The sequence below is a fragment of the Pontibacter korlensis genome (assembly GCF_000973725.1).
Taxonomy (GTDB): Bacteria; Bacteroidota; Bacteroidia; order Cytophagales; family Hymenobacteraceae; genus Pontibacter; species Pontibacter korlensis.
On sequence record NZ_CP009621.1, the window covers coordinates 1,606,184 to 1,625,297 of the forward strand.

The following is a 19,114-nucleotide window of genomic DNA, read 5'->3' on the forward strand; positions in this document are numbered from 1 at the left end:
CACGTACAGAAGAAACTGTGCGAAGAAGCGTTTTACTTTTGCCACTTAAAGCTGATATATCCTTTTGGAAGATACACCTAAACATTCTGGTAAAGTTTTCGACTCAGACGTGCTGAAGCGGCTTTTCACATTTGTAAAGCCCTATGTCAAGACGTTTTACTTTATCATTGTCCTGACTTTCGCCTCGGCCGTACTGGCAGCTGTGCGTCCCTTCCTGATTCAGTACACTGTTGACCACGAGATACTGAACAATGATTGGGAGGGCCTGAACCGCATGTTCGTGATTCTGGGTGTGCTCCTGGTGGTTCATGCCATTGTGCAGTACCTGCACACTTACTTTGCCGGTTGGCTGGGGCAGCATGTGGTGCGCGACATCCGCGTAAAGCTCTACCGGCACATACTGGACCTGCGCCTCAAGTTCTTCGACCGTACGCCTATCGGCACGCTCGTTACCCGCAACGTGTCCGACGTGGAGACATTGTCGGATGTATTTAGCGAGGGTTTGGCGGCTATGATCGGTGATGTCCTGCAGCTAGTGTTTATCTTAGGCTTCATGTTCTACATCGACTGGGAACTAGCTCTGGTGAGCCTCTCTACATTCCCGCTTATGGTAATCAGTACCTATATCTTTAAAGAGAAGATCAAGACGACTTTCCAGGAGGTGCGCACGGCGGTAGCCCGGCTTAACTCCTTTGTGCAGGAGCATATTACCGGGATGAGCATTGTGCAGATCTTCACGAATGAAAAGCGCGAGATGGAGAAGTTCCGTGAGATCAACAAGGAGCACACCCGTGCCAACATTCGCTCTGTGCTGTACTATTCAGTATACTTCCCGATAGCAGAAATTATTGGTGCTGCAGGCTTAGGTCTGTTGGTTTGGTATGGGGCTTATGGAGTGATAGAAGATGACATCACCTTGGGTACACTGATGGCCTTCATCATGTATATTCAGATGTTCTTCCGGCCTATCCGTATGATTGCAGACCGCTTCAATACACTTCAGTTAGGTGTGGTGAGCACCGAGCGCCTCATGCGCCTGCTCGATAGCAAGGAAATGATCTCGGACAACGGTAACTATGCTCCGGAGAAAATAAAAGGCAATGTACGCTTCGAGAACGTGTGGTTTGCCTATAAGGATGAGGACTGGGTGCTGCGCGATATTTCTTTTGATGTTAAAGCTGGTGAATCAGTGGCTTTTGTAGGTGCTACAGGCGCCGGTAAAACCTCAGTTATCAACCTACTCAACCGCTTTTACGACATAAACAAAGGCCATATTATAGTAGATGGACACGACCTGCAGGAGTATGACCTGAGCGTGCTGCGCCACCATATTGGCGTGGTGCTTCAGGATGTGTTTCTTTTCTCCGGAACAATAGCCGATAACATCAGCTTGGGTAACAAAGCCATTACAGAAGAGCAGATGTGGCACGCTGCCGACCTGGTGGGGGCACGCAAGTTTATAGAGCGTTTGCCAGGCGGACTGCATTACCAGGTAATGGAGCGCGGAGCAACCCTTTCTGTGGGCCAGCGCCAGCTGATTTCCTTTGTGAGGGCTATGGTATACAACCCAGAGATCATTATTCTGGATGAAGCCACCTCTAGTGTAGACTCTGAAACTGAAGAACTGATACAGTACGCCATAGACCAGCTGATGCATGGGCGTACTTCTATTGTTATCGCACACCGCCTCAGCACTATCCAGAAGGCGGATAAAATTATTGTGCTGGATCGCGGCGAGCTGAAAGAGATGGGCAACCACGAGGAGCTGTTAGAGAAAAACGGCTATTACGCCCAGCTCTACCAGATGCAGTACAAGAACATGATCGATTTATGAAAAAGCTATTCTACGTAATGGCAGGCTTTGCCACTATCCTGCTGGTGCTTTATACCTACTTGGGTGGGTTTGCTGCTCCTGATGTAAGCGTTACTACCTCTGAGACCATGTATGTGGCTGGTGTTCCGTTTGAGGGTTCTGTGAAGGATGAGAAACTGCAAAATGCTTTTAAGACATCTGCTGAAGTGCTAAAGAGCGGTGGCCTGAGCGGTACCTTGAGTAACATCTACTATAACGACCCCGAGAAGGCCGGCGACAGCATCCGTGCCTTTATTGGCGTTATTATACCGGACTCAGCTGCTCAGCTGCCGGAGGGGTATGAGCTGCGCACAATACCTGGAGGCCGTAAAGTCGTGCGTGCCGAGGCCAATGCTAACATGGCACTGCTGCCGCGAAAGCTGTATGCCGCCGCGTTCGACTATGCGAAGGAGGAGAAGTTGAAGCTGGAAGAGTTCTACGTGGAGTGGTTCCCGGCGGAAGACCGAGGTGTGCTGGAGGTGCCGGTGAAGCAATAAAGACCTGCTTGCAAGTATAGATTTATACTATATCTTTGGGAGATGGGCAGGTCGCAGAATGGCACACAAACCCCATAACCACAGTTTACTATTTTGGGCAAGAAAGCAGAGGCTAAAAAAGAGCTGATTTTAGAAGCAGCAAAGAATGTGTTTGGCAGGTTGGGCTACAGTAAAGCCACCCTCGACGACATTGCTGCGGCCATTGGCATGAAAAAGCCCTCGCTGTATTACTACTACAAAAGCAAAGAGCTGCTCTACATAGAGGCCTTCTCGCAGGAATGGAAAGCCCGCCTTTCGTACATAAAGCAACTGGCAGAGCATGAACATAACCCGCATAAGCGCCTGCTGCTCTATATCCAATCCTCGCTGCGCTATTACCAGGAGATCGTTTCAGAGCATACTATCTCTATAAAAGTGCTGATTGAAACACGTACTATGTTTCAGGAGCTGTTCCGGGAATCGCGGGGGAAAGAGGCTAACTACTACGCCACAGTGATAAAAGAAGGGATAGCCAAAGGCATGTTCATACCTTGTGAGGCTGAGCGTGTAGGCTACTCTATGATGGTGGTAAAAGACCTGATCCAGTTCGAGGAGTTTCAGCGGGCTGATTTCCACAAGCTCCCCTCTATCGACTTTGAGAAAATTGAGCGGGACGTGTTATACACCATCAATCTCATACTTAACGGCATCGCAGTAAGAGCATAAAAAAGCGACACATTACTGTGTCGCCTTCAGTTGGTCTAGCTTCGCTTTCAGCGCGTCTATATCTGGTTTGTGTCCTTTGGCCACTTCAGCGGCATCGAGCTCAATCAGCATGTTTTTCATCTGCTGCAGGTAAGCAGCCTTATCTTTCTTCAGGCAGCCTTTATTTCCGTCCTGGCAATGTCCGTCTTCATCCATTGGCTTAAACATACTGCCTTCGCCGTAAATAAGCCACTGTGGGTTCAGATCCTCGAAGTTTTTTACAATAGCCACAAGCTCATCTAGCACAATGTTGCAGCCATTTATAATGTGGTTAAGGGTTGTTTCGTCCGCTCCGGTTATGGATTTCAGGTCTTCCATTTCCAGTTCTTTCAGGTTAGTGTAGAACCTGAACCTTTTGCCGATTTGCTGTAAGTCGATAGCCATACACAGGGAGTTTAGTGGGTTTTTAGGTATTAGTAAATTTGCTATACGTAAGCATAACAGATTACGAACTAAAAAAATCCCACAACCTACTTTTGGTAGGCCTATATAGCCTCAGAAATGGCCAACGACCTATAAAAGTTGGCAGGCTTACTCGGAGTCTTCCTGCTGCAGCTGCCGCTCGTATAGCTGTTTGTACAGGCCTTCCTGGTTTATCAGCTCATCGTGCGTGCCGTGCTGCACGATCACTCCATCATCCAGTACCAAAATACGGTCAGCCAGTTTTACCGACGACACTCTATGCGAAATAATGATGCTGGTGCGGTTTTGCATGATACGACGCAGGCTGTTCAGAATGGCATTTTCTGTTTTAGTATCTACAGCTGAGAGCGAGTCGTCCAGGATAAGTATACTTGGCTCCCGTACCAGTGCCCTTGCAATGGATACCCGTTGCTTTTGCCCGCCTGAGAGAGTAATGCCGCGCTCGCCCAGCTTCGTGTTAAATCCTTCCGGGAAGCGAGCAATGTTCTCATAGACATCGGCATCTTTGGCAGCCTGCTCCATTTGCTCTTCGGTTATACTTGGCAAACCAAAGCCGATATTATTGCGGATAGAGTCAGAGAACAGGAACACATCCTGCGGCACATAGCCTATCTGACTGCGTAGAGTATCGAGGTTGTAATCGCGCACATCTACCCCATCTATCAAAATACGGCCGCTGGTGGCGTCGTACATGCGCGGCAGTAGGTTTGCAATAGTGCTCTTGCCCGAGCCGGTATTGCCGATCACAGCCAAGGTTTCGCCGTGGTTAATATTAAATGATACCCCCTTCAGCGCATGTATGCCTGTGTCTGGGTAAATAAAGTCAACATTTTCGAAGCGGATGTCGCCTACTATGTCCTTGCTGATGTTTTCACGGGAAACAATATCGTTTTTAGTGTTCAGGAACTCGTTAATGCGCTCCTGCGAGGCGGCAGCACGCTGCACCAAGCTGGCCGTCCAACCCAAAGAGGTAACAGGCCAGGTAAGCATGTTCACGTAGATGATAAATTCGGCGATATTACCCGTGGTGATGCTTCCGTTGATTACCTCCTGTCCACCAATATAAACTGTTATAATCGTGCTCAGACCTACCAGGAACAGCACCAGTGGGAAAAACAGCGAGTTTACGAAGTTCAGCTCCAGCGATTTGTCCTTATAGGTGTTGCTGGCCGTGTTAAACTTGCTGTGCGAATCATCCTCTCGCACAAACGACTTAATTACTCTAATTCCGGAGAAGGCTTCCTGCACAAACGTGTTAATGCCTGAGAGGCTGCGTTGGATCTCGTCGGATTTGCGCTGGATAATGTTGTTTACATAGTAAATGCTGATGGCAAGTATAGGCAGCGGAATCAGGGTATACATGGTCAGCTTAACGTTTACCGACAGCATGTAAGGGATTACCATCAGGAAAAGGATCACCAAGTTTATGCCATACATAATAGCTGGCCCTAAGTACATGCGTACACGGCTCACGTCTTCAGAGATGCGGGCCATCAAGTCGCCCGTGTTGTTCTTGCGGTAAAAGCTCAGCGGCAGGCTCTGGTAGTGCTCATAGATCTCATTCTTGAGGTCATTCTCTATCAGGCGGCTCATTACAATGATGGTCTGGCGCACGAAGAACAGGAACACGCCTCGCAATAGCGCCATTAGCAGGATGATTACGCCGTACACCAGTATACTCCTGGCGAACACATCGTACACCAGTTCCTGCTGCGCCATGCCTTTAAATAAACCATGCAGGTTTATGCCCTCTTTAATCAGGTTAAAGGCATAGCGAACAACCTGGGCTGGCAGAATCTGGAAAAAGTTGGAAATAATAGTAAACAGGAGTCCCAGCAGGAGCCTGTACTTGTACTTGAGAAGGTATTTATTTAGATATCGTAACGATTTCACTGTCAGAACTTGAAGCCTTTGCGCTTTTACGTAGAGATAGCGCGTACAAATTGAAATAAAAGAAAAAAGAATTACTTTTGCAGCGCGAAACGGGAAGGGTCATTGGTGCCTCCCTCTTCACAAAGATAGAACAACCCCTAATCAAAACTATCAATGGTGGAATTAAAAGAAGTTGAAGTAAAAAAAGACAAATCAGTCTTTGATCAGATATCAGAACACAATCACGAGAAAGTTGTTTTCTGCCACGACAAAGAAACTGGATTGAAAGCCATCATCGGCATCCACAATACAGTGCTTGGCCCGGCGCTGGGCGGTACCCGCATGTGGGCGTACGCATCTGAGGCGGAGGCCTTGGACGATGTGCTGCGTCTGTCTAGAGGCATGACCTACAAGGCTGCTATCTCTGGTTTGAACCTGGGTGGTGGTAAGGCGGTTATCATCGGTGACGCCAAAAAAGATAAAAATGAGGCTTTGCTTCGCAGATTCGGCCGTTTTGTGAAGAACCTGAATGGTGCTTACATTACTGCAGAAGACGTAGGCATGACTACAAAAGACATGGAGTTCATTCGTATGGAAACGGAGCACGTGTCTGGTCTGCCTGAGTCTATGGGCGGTGGCGGAGATCCTTCTCCGGTAACAGCTTATGGTACCTATATGGGTATGAAGGCTGCTGCAAAAAAAGCGTTCGGCTCTGACTCACTGGAAGGCAAGAAAATCTCTGTTCAAGGGGTTGGCCACGTAGGTGGTTACCTGGTAGAGCTGCTTGCTAAAGAGAACGCTGAAATCTTCATCACTGATATTTATGAAGACCGTTTGCGTGAAGTATCAAACAAATATGGCGCAAAGGTGGTTGGCATGGACGAGATCTATGATCTTGACGTGGATATCTATGCTCCATGTGCATTGGGGGGTACCATCAACGATAATTCACTGAGCCGCCTGAAGTGCCAGGTTATTGCAGGTTCAGCTAACAACCAGCTGCGTGATGAGCATGTGCATGGCCCTGCTCTGATAGAGAAAGGCATCGTTTACGCTCCTGACTTCCTTATCAATGCTGGTGGTTTGATCAACGTTTACTCTGAGCTGATTGGCTATAACCGCGAGAGCGCTTATGCGCAGACAGAGCGTATTTACGGCTACACGCTGGATATTTTCGAGCTTGCTGAGAAAGAAGGTATCCACAACCAGGCTGCTGCCGTGAAAATGGCTAAGAAGCGTATCGAAAGCATTGGCCGAGTTCGCTCAACTTACTAAGCTAACAGCAATGTTATAGAATCCGTTAAAGTTAAAAGTGCTGCATTAACCTGTGGCACTTTTGCTTTACACGGTAACACAGCGGAACTATAGCCTGTCTGATCCGCTTTACAAACAGTAGGCAAAATATACTTTACCCGGCTCTAGAGCCTCAGAATAAAATTTTACCCAACACACGTTCTTTACAATAATAATTATGCTCAACCGCAGAACACTACGAATTAAGGCGATGCAGGCTATCTATGCCTATCAGCAAGCCGTAGGTTCAGACTACCTGCTGGCCCTAGACCAGATAAGTGAGGACTTTGCGCCGAACCTTAACTCTATGGAGGTGCAGGACAGAAAGCTGCTAGAAGGAAAAAAGCAGATGGCCAGCCTTATGTTTAAAGAATGGCACGAGAAGCAGGAGTACGATGCAGAAGGCGCCGATAAGGATGCCATTGATGCGGTGAACAGAGCAATTGCTTTCTACAATAACGCCGTTAAAAAAGACCTGAAGTTCTACGGCAACCAAATGCTTAACGCTGTAGAGCGTATCTACGACCACTACCTGGGTACTCTGCAGATACTGGAGGTAATCGTAAGCCTGATAGAGGAAGAAGAGGAGAAGAAAGCTAGCCGCTTCACCGCAGCCGAAGGTCCTGATACTACGGCCTTTTTGCGCAACAAAGTGGTACAGCGCCTGCTGCAAAGCAAGTCATACCAGGAAAGCATTATCCGCCGCAACATTAGCTGGGGATCGGACATCAGCGAAATTCGCGCTGTTTATAAGAACATTCTGAAGAAAGACGAGACCTTCCTGAGTTACGTTGCCCAGCCAGAGCACACCCTGGAGGAGGACGTTGAGGTGGTCAAACATATTTTCAAAAACATTATCTTTAAAGAAAAAAACTTACAATCTTTGTTTGAGGAGCAAGACCTGAACTGGGTAGAGAACAAATCGATTGTAAGAAGCCTAGTAAACAAAACCGTCAAGATTTTTGGCGAGGAGGCCGAGGAAGATAAGCCGCTGCTGGACCTGTCGGCAAACTGGGAAGACGATAGAGCTTTCTTTGAAGATTTATACTTCCAGACGCTAGAGCAGGACGATAAGTATGAATCCATGATCGCGAGCAGCGTGAAAAACTGGGATGTAGAGCGTGTTGCTCTGCTTGATAAGATCATACTAAAGATGGCTCTGTGCGAAATGCACATCTTCCGCAGCATACCGGTAAAGGTAACCATCAACGAATACATCGAAATCTCAAAGCTCTACAGCACCCCTAAGAGTAAGCAGTTTATTAATGGTGTGCTGGACAAAATGGCACAGGAATTGGCAGCCAAAGGAGAAATCCGTAAGTCGGGCCGTGGTTTGATAGACAACAAATAAGCTTACCCCAACCACAACGGCCTTTGCATCGGTTTCTCCGTAGAAGAGGAAAAATTGTACCCGAGAATAATAAGCATATAGGAACTATGAGTAAAAAGACAAATGCGTTACTGTCTTTTGTATCCGGAGCCGCTGTAGGAGCTGTTGCCGGTATACTTTTCGCCCCAGAAAAAGGACGGGAGACACGTTACTGGTTAAGCTACCGATTGGAGAAATACAGAGATACTCTTTCAGACCTGTTGGAGCAGCTTGTTGCTAAAGGCGATAGCCTGCCTACCACTGCGAAGTCTGAAGGGCAGCGTGTGATACAGGACGCAAAAGAAAAAGCTGAGAAGCTTCTTGGCGACGTGGATTCACTAATAAACGAAATAAATAGCAGGAAAGAACTGTAAGCATGAAACAAGTAACCCTGATTCCCGGCGACGGGATAGGCCCTGAGATCACAGAAGCTGTTAAAGCAATATTTAGTGCAGCAAACGTTCCGGTTAGCTGGGAAGAAGAAAATGCCGGGCAAACCACTTTTGATACTATCGGCGAACTTATTCCAGAAACGCTGATTGCTTCTCTTCTGAAAAACAGAGTAGCATTGAAAGGCCCTATCACCACTCCTGTGGGCAAAGGCTTTAAAAGTATAAATGTGCAGCTTCGCCAGAAGTTTGACCTCTACTCAAACGTAAGGCCTGCTAAGACTACCAAAGGCATCGAGACACGCTTCGACAACGTGAACTCTGTGCTGTTCCGCGAGAACACAGAAGGACTATACTCCGGTCTGGAGATGTTTGACGAGCGCCTGCAGATCTCTGACTCTGTAGCCCGCCTGACACGCGTAGGTTGCCAGAAGATTATCCGTGCTGCCTTTGAGTATGCCAACAAGCACAACTGCAAAAAAGTAACGGCTGTACACAAGGCAAACATCCTGAAAAGTGCCGGTGCTTTATTCCTGGGCGTGTTCAACGAGATTGCAAAGGAGTATCCACACATCCAGGCAGACGACAAAATCATTGATAACATGTGTATGCAGCTGGTAGCAAAGCCAGAGCAGTTCGATGTTATTGTAACCACAAACCTTTTTGGTGATATCCTGTCTGACCTGTGCGCTGGCCTGGTAGGTGGCCTTGGTGTGGTAGCTGGTGCCAACATAGGCGATGAGATGGCTATCTTTGAGGCTGTACACGGCTCAGCCCCTGATATTGCTGGCAAGGGAATTGCTAACCCTACAGCGTTGCTGCGTTCTGCCATTATGATGCTGCACCACATCGACCTGAAAGACGAGGCGAACCGTATTGAGACTGCTTTGGAGGCCACACTGGCTAACAAAGAAGAGTGCACCGGCGACCTTGGTGGTAAGGCAAGCACAATGGAGTTCGCGCAGAACATCATTGCAAAACTTTAAAATTTAGTAAGTTATTATGAAAAAGAACCTGTTTCTGGTAGCAGGCCTGGCAGTAACTATGTTTACTACTAGCTGCGATAACAACAACACAGGCAACGATACAGTAGCTGAAAACACTACAGCTGCAGAAGCGCCTGTGCAGCCAATCGAAAACCCGAATGTGGTAGCAACTGCTGCAGAAGGCGAAGCTGCTACTTCTGAGAACACTCCGGTGATGACTTTCCAGCAGACCGAGTATGACTTCGGCTCTATTAAGCAGGGTGAAACGGTAGAGCATACTTTCGAGTTTACTAACACTGGCAGCACACCGCTGGTGATCGAGAGTGCTACAGCAACATGCGGTTGTACTGCACCTGACTGGACTCGTAAACCTGTAGCGCCAGGCGAAAAAGGCTTTGTGCAGGTTAAGTTTAACAGCACAGGCAAAATCGGGCAGCAGCAGCCAACTGTTACCATTCGTGCCAACACTGAGCCTAACATTGTGCGTGTAGCCTTGAAGGGTAACGTGGAAGGCAGCAGCATTCCAACAGCTGGTTCTGACGGTCCGGTTCGTCGTAACTAGTTTATACTTTCAGAACGCATTTCAGAGAATACACCAACATGAACAATATACTTCTTCAGACTCCGGACGGAGGCATGCTGCCTCAGTTGTTAATGTTCGGAGCTATCATCCTTGTGTTTTATTTCTTCATGATCCGTCCGCAGCAAAAAAAGGTGCGTGACCAGAAGAAATTCCGCGAGGAATTGACAAAAGGCATGAGCGTAGTAACCATAGGTGGTTTGCACGGCAAGCTGATCGCAATAGACGATGAGACCATTACGTTAGAAGTGGACAAAGGCGTTCGCCTTGTATTCGATAAAACTGCCGTTTCCATGGAAGCTACCATGAGGGTGCAAAAGGTATCTTAACATTGCCACTTGAGGGAGTAAAAAATATAGCTTTATGGTTTTTGAGGCCATTTCAGCCACGAACAAAGCAATACTGGCGAGTAGTAGTGCTTTGCTTCGTGGCTGCCTCTACCTTTTGGCTGCTAAACGCCCTAAATAAAAGCTACAGTACGCAAACATCTTATCCCATCCGGTTTGTGTATGATGAAAACGAGCTTATCCCCATTAAACCGCTTCCACAGGAAGTATCTATAAACGTAACTGGAAAAGGCTGGAAACTGCTGCGCAAGAGCCTAAGGCTGGAGGTGCAGCCTGCCGAAATCTACATCCGCGATCTGCCGCGCAATAACTATCTCTTAGGGTCTGCTCTTAGGCCATCTCTGGTTAATGCGCTGGATGGGCTACAGCTCAATTTTGTAGTAACAGACACCATCTACTTCGACTTTGACCCGAAAGTACAGAAGCGTATTGCATTGCGCCTGGACCCGGGGCAAAAGCTGACGGATAATCAGCATACGGTAGTAGGCCCAGTGCGAATCAGTCCTGATAGCATTACCTTTACAGGCCCCTCATCCTTGGTAGACAGCCTGCCTGATCCTTTCCTGCTCCGTTTGCCCAACCAGAACCTGGCAGAGCCATCTAAGGTGCCTGTTCCGATCAACTACAACTATAAATCTTTGGTGCAGGCTGATGTAGAGGAAGCACAGGTTATAGTTAATGTAAAGAATCTGGTGCCAGAGGAGCGGCAATTGCTGCCTGAGCTAGTTAACGTGCCAGAGGACGCAACGCTTAGCCTGCGCCCACCAATTACTGTAGTGCGGTACCAAATACTTCAGGATTCTGTATCGCTGCTAAACCGTGCAGCTTTCAAGGTAGTGTTAGACTACAGCAAGTTCAATCCTATAGACTCCACCCTGGTGCCAGAGTTGGTACAACAGCCAAGAGGCATTCGCAATGTGCAGGTGTGGCCAGCTCGTGTAAAAGTTACCAGGAAATAATGTTGAAAATCGGTATAACAGGCGGCATAGGTACAGGCAAAACAATTGTGAGCTGTATGTTTGCCGTACTTGGTGTGCCTGTATATGATGCTGACTCTCGTGCCAAATGGGTAATGCATCATAATCTGGAGCTCAGGCAGGAGCTACTAGATGCTTTTGGCTCTGAGACCTTTTCGGAGGCCGGAGAGTTAAACCGTACTTACCTGGCAGGTATGGTGTTCAATAACCCACAGCGCCTGGAGCAGCTAAATAGCCTGGTGCATCCGCACGTAGGCAAAGACTTTGAAACCTGGTCGGCATCTCATGCCGCTAAACCTTATGTGATAAAGGAAGCGGCACTGATGTTTGAGTCAGAGTCGTGGAGGCAGATGGATGAGGTAGTAGCGGTATATGCACCGCTGGAGCTACGCCTCAAGCGCTTGTTGAAGCGCGATGCACATCGCACCGAAGCAGATATCAAGGCTATCATAGCCCGCCAGTTAAGCGAAGAGGAAAAGATGCGGCGTGCCCAGCACGTCATCTACAACAACGATAGGCAGCTCATCATACCGCAGGTGTTGGCCCTGCATGAACAGTTCTCTAAGGCAAACGCCTGAATAAACTTGGCTTTTGATATACTATAGAGGGTGCAAAATTGCCTGAGTGGCAGTTAGAGGGTTATACTATGACGATGACTTTAACTCAGCTGCTTCTTTAGTATACGGTCTGAGAGCAGCTGAACTAAAAGAGAAAACAAAAAGTGTGGGCATAAAAAAAGGACAACTTTTCAGTTGTCCTTTTGTGGGGCGTACTGGATTCGAACCAGTGACCCCCTGCTTGTAAGGCAGGTGCTCTGAACCAGCTGAGCTAACACCCCGTTATCTTTTCGTTGACCTGTTGTCCCCGATTCGAGGATGCAAATATGGGGGATGCTTTTCTAAAAACAAAATTTTTCTTGTGATAAAGCTTCTGCTATACCTAGTGCCTTTTATCTTTTAACTTAACAGCTTGCAGCCTTGCAGTAGGGTAGCATACTAACAGCAATGTCGGCACCGTTCCATCAGTATGATGGTAGCCAAGATGGCTGCCTGTAAGAGAGAACAGGAAAGTGTGGGTATAAAAAAAGGACAACTTTTTAGTTGTCCTTTTGTGGGGCGTACTGGATTCGAACCAGTGACCCCCTGCTTGTAAGGCAGGTGCTCTGAACCAGCTGAGCTAACACCCCGTTATCTTTTCGTTGACCTGTTGTCCCCGTTTGATGATGCAAATATGGGGGTTATTTATTTAACTGCAAAACATCTGAGATAAATTTCTTAAATTTTTTTTCAGCCACAGGGTTCTATTGCCCACGAATTATTACTACAGTACCTTTAGGTTTTGTAAGCTGCTATGAATCTGAACTTTCGCTAGGTGAAAAAAGGAGTGGTAAAAAAAGTGCTATTTTATGGGGTCACAATTTTTATTGTGACGGTGGGCTTGGCATTGGCGCTGGTGTACACTTACCAAGATAAAATAATTGAGCTTTTTGTGGCGGAGGCGAACAAACACATTAAAACGAAGGTGGATGTGCGGCAAATTTCTCTCTCGCTCTTCAATAAGTTTCCGCAGGTAGCGGTAACGCTTGATGAAGTGAACGTGCATGAGGCGCTGCCGGAAAGTGAAGAGTCGCTGGCGCGGGCTGAAAAGCTATACTTTACCTTTAGCCTCTGGGATATTCTGCTCGGTAACTATACAGTAAAGCAGTTCTACATGGAGCGGGGAGAAGTGTATATTAAAGTGCTTCCCAACGGAAAGGTGAACTATGAGATCATCGCAACTGATACCACAACCCCAGAAGACAAAGATTTCTCATTCGACCTGGAAAGCATCAACCTAAGTGAAGTAACCATTCATTACATCGATCAGCAACTAAAGCAGACGTATGAAGTGAATGCACACCAGCTAGCAGCTGCACTTACAATCTCCCCAGAACTTATCAATATTGAGGCAGAAGGGCAGGCTACCATTGAAACCATTAAGGTCGGCACTGGAGAATATTTCAAAGGCAAACGTGTAGATCTGCAATCAGCTCTAAGTATAAACCGACAGGCGCAGACAATCGCTTTACAGCCATCTATAGTGAAGGTGGAGGAAGCTGCTTATGAAGTAGGCGGTTCCATTGCTTATGGTGGCGTAACGGAGCTGGATCTGCAGCTTGATGGTAAGAACACCAATATACAGTCGCTGCTCTCACTATTGCCCCAAAGTATGACAGAAGAATTCAGGCAGTACCGCAGCGAGGGAGAGATATACTTTAACGGCACCGTGAAAGGTAAAGCCTCAAGCAAACATACTCCTAGTGTAAACTTTAGCTTTGGTGCCAGCAACGCCTCCTTCTTTCACCCTGATGTGCAGCAGCGCGTGGATAAGATATACCTGACAGGGAGCTTTACTAACGGTAAGCATCAGAATGCTACCAGTTCGGTTCTTGAGCTGAAAGAGCTTAAGGGTGTGCTGAACGGTAGGCCATTTAAAGGTAACCTCAAGTACAGCAATTTTAACAACCCGCACATTGCGTTTGATGTGCAGGGAATGCTGGATGTAGGCTATGTGCTGGGGCTTGTAAAGCTAGAGCAGGTACGCAGTGGCAGCGGTCTGGCAGATGTACGTATTGCCTTCTCCGGCAACCTCAATGAATTTAAAGCAAGGCCAGGAAACAGTACTCTTCACACAACCGGAGATATCACGTTGCACAATGTATCGCTGTCGCTGCGGGAGCTGCCACTGCCGTTAAGTAACCTGAGCGGCAACTTCATGTTTAAGCGTAACGATGTAGGCGTGTCAGATTTTAAGGGCAAGCTGGGTGAATCAGATTTTGCCGTCAACGGTATGTTTAAGAACGTGATGGCCTGGCTTCTTCTCGAGAACCAGCGCCTGCTGGTAGAAGCTGACTTTAAGAGCCACTACCTAAATTTTGATCAGCTCTTGAGTGAGGAGCAGAACACACCTGAAAAGGCCCGTACCGGCGATAGCTATAAGCTAGCCATATCACCCAACATTGCTTTTGATCTTAGTGCCTCTATTGACAGGTTACGGTTCCGCAGGTTCAGAGGGAAAAACATCATAGGGGAAGTAAAACTACGCAACCAGGTTGTTTCTACGCCTAATATCTCTTTCAGGGCCATCGGTGGCGATTTCGCTGTGCGAGGCAACATAGACGCCCGCAACCGCAATAACATCAAGGTAAGCACCGCCGCTAAGCTGAATAGCATGAGCGTAGACAGCCTCTTCTATGTGTTTGAGAACTTCCACCAGAACTTTATAGAGGAGCGCCACCTTCGCGGCTTGCTTACAGCCAATATCGTGTCTGATGTGTTCTTTGATAGTCAGCTGAACCCCAAAACGGAGCTGCTCCAAGCCGAAATAGAGGCTACAGTACGAAACGGGCAGCTCATTAACTTTGCACCTATGCAGAAGATGTCTGCATTTGTGAAGCGCTCTGAACTCGCCAACATGCACTTTGCTGAACTGCATAACTCCTTCTGGATACAGCAGGGCACTATCTTTATACCTGAGATGGACATTCGCTCTAATTTATCGGCAGCACCAGTAGTTTCTGTATCTGGCACCCACACATTCGACCAGAAAATGGATTACAAGATTAAGCTGCCGCTCTTCAGCAGCCGGCGTCCTGATAAGGATGCCCGCTTTGGCAATGTGGCTGAAGATCCCAATGCTGGCAACAGCAATCTCTTCCTAACACTGAAAGGCAGCGAGCGTGACTTTAAAATTGCTTACGACGATGAGCGTGTAAGACAGAAAATAAAAACGGACCTGAAGCAGGAAGGGCAGGAGCTACGTGACCTGCTACGCGGTAAAAAGCCTAAAGAAAAACAGAAAGAAGTAGAGCTGCAGGAGGGGGAATACTTTGACTTCAACTAAACTATAAAAAGTGGTTTTGAAGCAAAAAGCTCAGCAGAAATGATCAAATTTTTATCATTCACTTAAACATATTGTTCGTTCACAGTAGAATATCTGCCATATAAGGGAAAAGTTATACTTCGGGTGTAACTATGGGTATAAGAGCCCGTTTAAGAAAGCAAATCTGCAAGAAAGCATACAGGATGAAAGGAGTAAGGTTTACTGGTAACGAAAGGTTTTAGCATAGTAAACGTGAAACTGTAGCAGTATAACTGTGCAATTCAGAAGAAAATAAGATATAAGGGTGAAAAAAAAGCCGGAGCTTCTCCGGCTTTTTTATTGGGGTTTATTTTATATCAGAATTTTCGAAGTACGCCTGCTCTGCTGGCGGCTCGTGCTTTCCTGCCCTAGGCTTTTGCAAGTGTATTGTTTGTGTTGGGAAGGCAAACTCTGCACCATGCTTTTCCACAATTTCCACAATCTTATAGTTGATTTCTTCCTTGATGTCTATAAACTCATTCCAGTCCATGGTGTCTACAAAGTACTGTACCATCACGTCTTTAGAATGGGGGCCAAGGTTTAGAAAACGGATACGGCCATCTTCGTTGGTGCGCGGGTGCTGGTCAACATAATTCTGAATATCGCGCGTTATGGCCCGAATCTGCTCAGAACTTGTATCGTAGGTGAGGTTTATGTCGAACCTGGCGCGGCGGAAGGTACGCAGGGTAAGGTTATCGAGCGGCTTGTCGATCATCAGCTTGTTAGGTACCGTCACAAAACTTTTCTCCAGTGTCCGGATGCGCGTGCTCCGGAAGCCAATCTTTTCCACGACACCGATTAATTCGCCCACTTGTACCAGGTCGCCGGCCATAAAGGGCTGGTCCAGGAAAATGGTAAAGGAGGCGAGCAGGTTCTCTAAGCTCTCTTTGGCAGCAAAGGCTATGGCAAGACCACCCACACCAAGACCGGCTACGAGCCCTGTTACATTCACACCGAATACAGACCCTAAAATCACCAAAAAAGAAAACACCACAACCAGTACTTTGGTGAAATCCTTGAAAAAAGGCACCAGTTGGTCGTCTAATTTGGAGGCTGTCTTTTCGGTGCGGTACTTAAAAACCAGCCCTACGAAGTCTATAAAGCGCAGCAGCACCCATGTAAGGGCTACGATCACGAAAACCTGATAGGTGCGGAACATGAAGGTTTTCAGGAAAGGGTCTCCCTCACGGAGGTCACTTTGCTCCATTGGGTAGTCCAGCACCTGGAAAGCTAAGTACAGGAATACCAGGAACAGTAGTATCTCAAGGGGTTGTATGAGCAGGCGCCTAAACTCAGGCAGGTTGGCTTCTGACCATAAGCGGCTACCAAGGCGATACATTAGCCCGGAGATCATCCGGGAGAACAGCGTCTTAAAGATAAACCCGAACAGCAGAACGGCTGCAGTAATTAGGTATTCTGCTACAGTATTGTCCAGGAACTCGTAGCGTAGCCAGCTACTTCGAAATAACTCTTCCAAATTCATCGGTAACACAAAAGGCTTAAAGCAGTTGACCTAGAGCAATTTCAAAACTCGTTTTCGCGATTTCAGTTTTCTGCACCTGCTTGGCATGTGATTTCTCTAATGCTGTGCGGATGGTGCTGGAGGTGTCTCCAAATATGGCTTCATCCGTAATCTCAACTTCACTCTCCATCAGATAAGCAAACACACGGGCCATGCCGCAATTAGCAATAAAGTCAGGTATAACAGAAAGGTTGCGATCGGCAAATTCGCCGGTAGGGCCGAAGAAGATCTCCGGGTCCTGGAAAGGAACGTTAGCACCACAGGAAATAACTTCCATGCCGCTTCTGATCATGCGCTCCACTTGTTCTCGGGTTACCAATCTGGATGCTGCAGCCGGAATAAACACTTCAGCTGGTAAGTCCCAAATGCGGCTGTTTATCTCATCAAAAGAAATCAAGCCCGGTGTGTCGGGGTTAAGAGCGTTACCTTGGCGGTTTAAGAACAAGTCTGTAATCTCTTCAAAGGTATAGCCATTCTCATTAAGAAGACCGCCAGCCCTGTCGATGATGCCGACGATTTTAACGCCCTTAGAAGCTAAGTAGTAACCTGCAGCTGCTCCTACATTGCCCCAGCCCTGGATAATGGCTCTCTTGCCTTCAAACTGGCCTCCCCAGATGTTGTAATAGTGGCGTACAGCCTCTGCCACACCAAAACCGGTAATCATGTCGGCAATAGTATACTTGCGGGCAGTGGAAGGGGAGAAGTGCGGGTCTTCGATTACCTTCACCACTCCCTGGCGTAGCTGACCAATTTTGTTTATTTTCTGTGGCTCTGTGGCGTTAAAGTGTCCGTTCACGATGCCTTCCTGTGGGTGCCATAAGCCATAATCTTCCGTAATCGGGATTACCTCATGTATCTCGTCCACATTCAGGTCGCCACCGGTGCCATAGTAGCTCTTAAGAAGAGGAATAACAGCCTTATACCAGCGCTCAAGCACACCACGCTTACGAGGGTCTGCAGGGTCGAAGTTGATGCCTGATTTTGCACCTCCAATGGCAGGTCCGGAAACGGTAAATTTTACTTCCATCGTCTTCGCCAGTGACTCCACTTCACGCTTGTCTAGGCCTTTGCGCATACGTGTGCCACCACCGGCAGCACCGCCACGAAGTGAGTTGATTACCACCCACCCTTCTGCTTCTGTCTCAGGGTCTTTCCACTCAAAAACTATCTCGGGTTGTTTATTTTCAAACTTTGCTAGTAAGTCCTTCATTCCAGTTATAGTTGTGTCTTGATCGTAGGGCAAAGGTATAAAATTTAAAGCCTTAGCAGAGATAGATAGCCCCGCCAACGTTGTTCCGGCTTGCCCCGGTTACGCTGCTGAGGCAATTGTGTTCGCCACGCCAGCGTAGTACGCCCAAGAAGGCAAATATTAGTGCCTCCTTAAACGACACGACTTCTGGTTCTGGTACCTCTACCAAAAATTTTGAGCCTAGCTGCTTTTGTATCTGTTCTATAAGGAAGGTGTTGAAAGCGCCTCCTCCAGTTAACAGGACGTGGTGCATGCCTTCGTGTAGTGGAGGCAGGGCCTGTTGTATCTGCTGTGCTATGTGCTGGCAAACAGTGTGTAGTTTGTCAATTACAGAAGCATTGCTCTCCTCTATACTCTTGAGGCTATGCTCCAGCACCCACTCCTTTCCAAGAGACTTTGGAGCTGGTGCCGAGAAGTAAGCCGGTTGATTAAGGGTGCTCAGTAAGTCTGGCTGCAAGGAGCCTGAGCGGGCAAGTTCTCCATCCTTATCATAAGGTTTTCCTATACTATTAGCCAGCGTGTTCAGCAGCATGTTACAGGCGCTTATATCAAAAGCTGACCTCCTGCCGTTCTGTGAGTAGGATACATTGGCGATACCTCCAAGATTGATACAGTAATCGTACTTACTGAAGAGCAGCTCATCGCCGATAGGTACCAGTGGAGCACCCTGGCCACCTAGTGCTATATCCAGGGTGCGGAAGTCGCAGATAACGGGTAACTGCGCATTGGCCGCTATGTAAGCACCATGACCCAGTTGTAGCGAGATATGCTTGTCTGGCTGGTGAAAAATGGTGTGGCCATGAGAAGCAACAAAATCAGGTTGTATTTCGTGTTGTTGTACAAACTCGTGAACCTGTTGACCCATGAAGCTGCCAAAAGCATGGTCAAGTTCCACTAATTCAAGGGCACTTGCCGTCTCGGCACCTTGGAGGGAGTCAATCAGACTATCGATATATGGTAATGTAGTAGTATTCAGTATCTCATATACCCAATTTTGAGATTTGTACGTAAATCTACAGTGTGCTATATCTAGACCGTCGAGCGACGTCCCAGACATTAGCCCGATTACATGATAAGAAGTATCCATTGGCCAAAAATACTAAAAGCACGGCAA

17 protein-coding genes and 2 tRNA genes are annotated in these 19,114 nt (G+C 47.5%); 12 read left to right on the forward strand and 7 right to left on the reverse strand.

The features are described from left to right. Nucleotides 1-64 precede the first annotated feature (64 nt). The 3 genes from PKOR_RS06800 to PKOR_RS06810 all read left to right on the forward strand — a co-directional run bounded on the left by PKOR_RS06800 (nucleotide 65) and on the right by PKOR_RS06810 (nucleotide 3,054). Nucleotides 65-1,834: an ABC transporter ATP-binding protein gene (locus tag PKOR_RS06800; protein ID WP_046309885.1), complete on the forward strand. Its 1,770-nt coding sequence runs from the start codon at nucleotides 65-67 to the stop codon at nucleotides 1,832-1,834. Continuing rightward, on the forward strand, nucleotides 1,831-2,349 hold the full coding sequence (locus PKOR_RS06805) for a GyrI-like domain-containing protein (protein WP_046309886.1): 519 nt from the start codon (nucleotides 1,831-1,833) through the stop codon (nucleotides 2,347-2,349). The genes PKOR_RS06800 and PKOR_RS06805 overlap by 4 nt, the downstream gene beginning before the upstream one ends. 93 nt (nucleotides 2,350-2,442) lie before the next feature. Further along, entirely contained in the window at nucleotides 2,443-3,054 is a 612-nt protein-coding gene (locus tag PKOR_RS06810; RefSeq protein ID WP_046309887.1) for a TetR/AcrR family transcriptional regulator, read from the forward strand. A gap of 12 nt (nucleotides 3,055-3,066) precedes the next feature. Here PKOR_RS06810 and PKOR_RS06815 read toward each other — a convergent pair whose 3' ends face one another. Next, nucleotides 3,067-3,477, reverse strand: coding sequence for a hypothetical protein (locus PKOR_RS06815; protein WP_046309888.1), 411 nt, complete (start codon nucleotides 3,475-3,477; stop codon nucleotides 3,067-3,069). Between the two features lie 147 nt (nucleotides 3,478-3,624). Further along, the gene (locus PKOR_RS06820; protein WP_046309889.1) at nucleotides 3,625-5,409 is read right to left on the reverse strand and encodes an ABC transporter ATP-binding protein; all 1,785 of its coding nucleotides are present in this window, start codon (nucleotides 5,407-5,409) and stop codon (nucleotides 3,625-3,627) included. Nucleotides 5,410-5,562: 153 nt separating this feature from the next. Here PKOR_RS06820 and PKOR_RS06825 point away from each other — a divergent pair, with 153 nt between their 5' ends. The 8 genes from PKOR_RS06825 to coaE all read left to right on the forward strand — a co-directional run bounded on the left by PKOR_RS06825 (nucleotide 5,563) and on the right by coaE (nucleotide 11,907). Next, nucleotides 5,563-6,663, forward strand: coding sequence for a Glu/Leu/Phe/Val family dehydrogenase (locus PKOR_RS06825; protein WP_046309891.1), 1,101 nt, complete (start codon nucleotides 5,563-5,565; stop codon nucleotides 6,661-6,663). A gap of 196 nt (nucleotides 6,664-6,859) precedes the next feature. Next, complete coding sequence (gene nusB / locus PKOR_RS06830) at nucleotides 6,860-8,032, forward strand: transcription antitermination factor NusB (RefSeq protein WP_046309893.1); 1,173 nt, start codon at nucleotides 6,860-6,862, stop codon at nucleotides 8,030-8,032. An 86-nt stretch (nucleotides 8,033-8,118) separates the two neighbouring features. After that, nucleotides 8,119-8,424, forward strand: coding sequence for a YtxH domain-containing protein (locus PKOR_RS06835; protein ID WP_046309895.1), 306 nt, complete (start codon nucleotides 8,119-8,121; stop codon nucleotides 8,422-8,424). A gap of 2 nt (nucleotides 8,425-8,426) precedes the next feature. Continuing rightward, nucleotides 8,427-9,425: an isocitrate/isopropylmalate dehydrogenase family protein gene (locus tag PKOR_RS06840; protein WP_046309897.1), complete on the forward strand. Its 999-nt coding sequence runs from the start codon at nucleotides 8,427-8,429 to the stop codon at nucleotides 9,423-9,425. A 16-nt stretch (nucleotides 9,426-9,441) separates the two neighbouring features. Beyond that, entirely contained in the window at nucleotides 9,442-9,987 is a 546-nt protein-coding gene (locus tag PKOR_RS06845; RefSeq protein ID WP_046309899.1) for a DUF1573 domain-containing protein, read from the forward strand. 38 nt (nucleotides 9,988-10,025) lie between these two features. Continuing rightward, a complete protein-coding gene (yajC, locus tag PKOR_RS06850; RefSeq protein WP_046309902.1) occupies nucleotides 10,026-10,334 on the forward strand; it encodes a preprotein translocase subunit YajC in 309 nt (102 codons plus the stop codon). Nucleotides 10,335-10,375: 41 nt separating this feature from the next. Continuing rightward, nucleotides 10,376-11,311, forward strand: coding sequence for a hypothetical protein (locus PKOR_RS06855; RefSeq protein WP_046314189.1), 936 nt, complete (start codon nucleotides 10,376-10,378; stop codon nucleotides 11,309-11,311). Beyond that, entirely contained in the window at nucleotides 11,311-11,907 is a 597-nt protein-coding gene (gene coaE, locus PKOR_RS06860) for a dephospho-CoA kinase (RefSeq protein WP_046309903.1), read from the forward strand. Before PKOR_RS06855 ends, coaE begins: the two co-directional genes overlap by 1 nt. A gap of 185 nt (nucleotides 11,908-12,092) precedes the next feature. Here coaE and PKOR_RS06865 read toward each other — a convergent pair. Next, nucleotides 12,093-12,167 (reverse strand) — tRNA-Val (locus PKOR_RS06865). A gap of 273 nt (nucleotides 12,168-12,440) precedes the next feature. Next, nucleotides 12,441-12,515 (reverse strand) — tRNA-Val (locus tag PKOR_RS06870). A gap of 197 nt (nucleotides 12,516-12,712) precedes the next feature. On the opposite strand from PKOR_RS06870, the gene PKOR_RS06875 reads away from it, so the two are divergent. Beyond that, nucleotides 12,713-15,211, forward strand: coding sequence for an AsmA-like C-terminal region-containing protein (locus PKOR_RS06875; protein ID WP_235337304.1), 2,499 nt, complete (start codon nucleotides 12,713-12,715; stop codon nucleotides 15,209-15,211). Between the two features lie 325 nt (nucleotides 15,212-15,536). Here the strand turns inward: PKOR_RS06875 and PKOR_RS06880 are convergent, their stop codons facing one another. The 3 genes from PKOR_RS06880 to PKOR_RS06890 are packed head-to-tail and all read right to left on the reverse strand — an operon-like array spanning nucleotide 15,537 to nucleotide 19,087. After that, the gene (locus PKOR_RS06880) at nucleotides 15,537-16,712 is read right to left on the reverse strand and encodes a mechanosensitive ion channel family protein (protein WP_052738751.1); all 1,176 of its coding nucleotides are present in this window, start codon (nucleotides 16,710-16,712) and stop codon (nucleotides 15,537-15,539) included. A 16-nt stretch (nucleotides 16,713-16,728) separates the two neighbouring features. Beyond that, nucleotides 16,729-17,961 (reverse strand): Glu/Leu/Phe/Val dehydrogenase dimerization domain-containing protein, encoded by a 1,233-nt coding sequence (locus PKOR_RS06885; RefSeq protein WP_046309907.1) that lies wholly within the window; start codon nucleotides 17,959-17,961, stop codon nucleotides 16,729-16,731. Between the two features lie 52 nt (nucleotides 17,962-18,013). Continuing rightward, complete coding sequence (locus PKOR_RS06890) at nucleotides 18,014-19,087, reverse strand: anhydro-N-acetylmuramic acid kinase (protein ID WP_046309909.1); 1,074 nt, start codon at nucleotides 19,085-19,087, stop codon at nucleotides 18,014-18,016. Nucleotides 19,088-19,114: the final 27 nt, after the last annotated feature.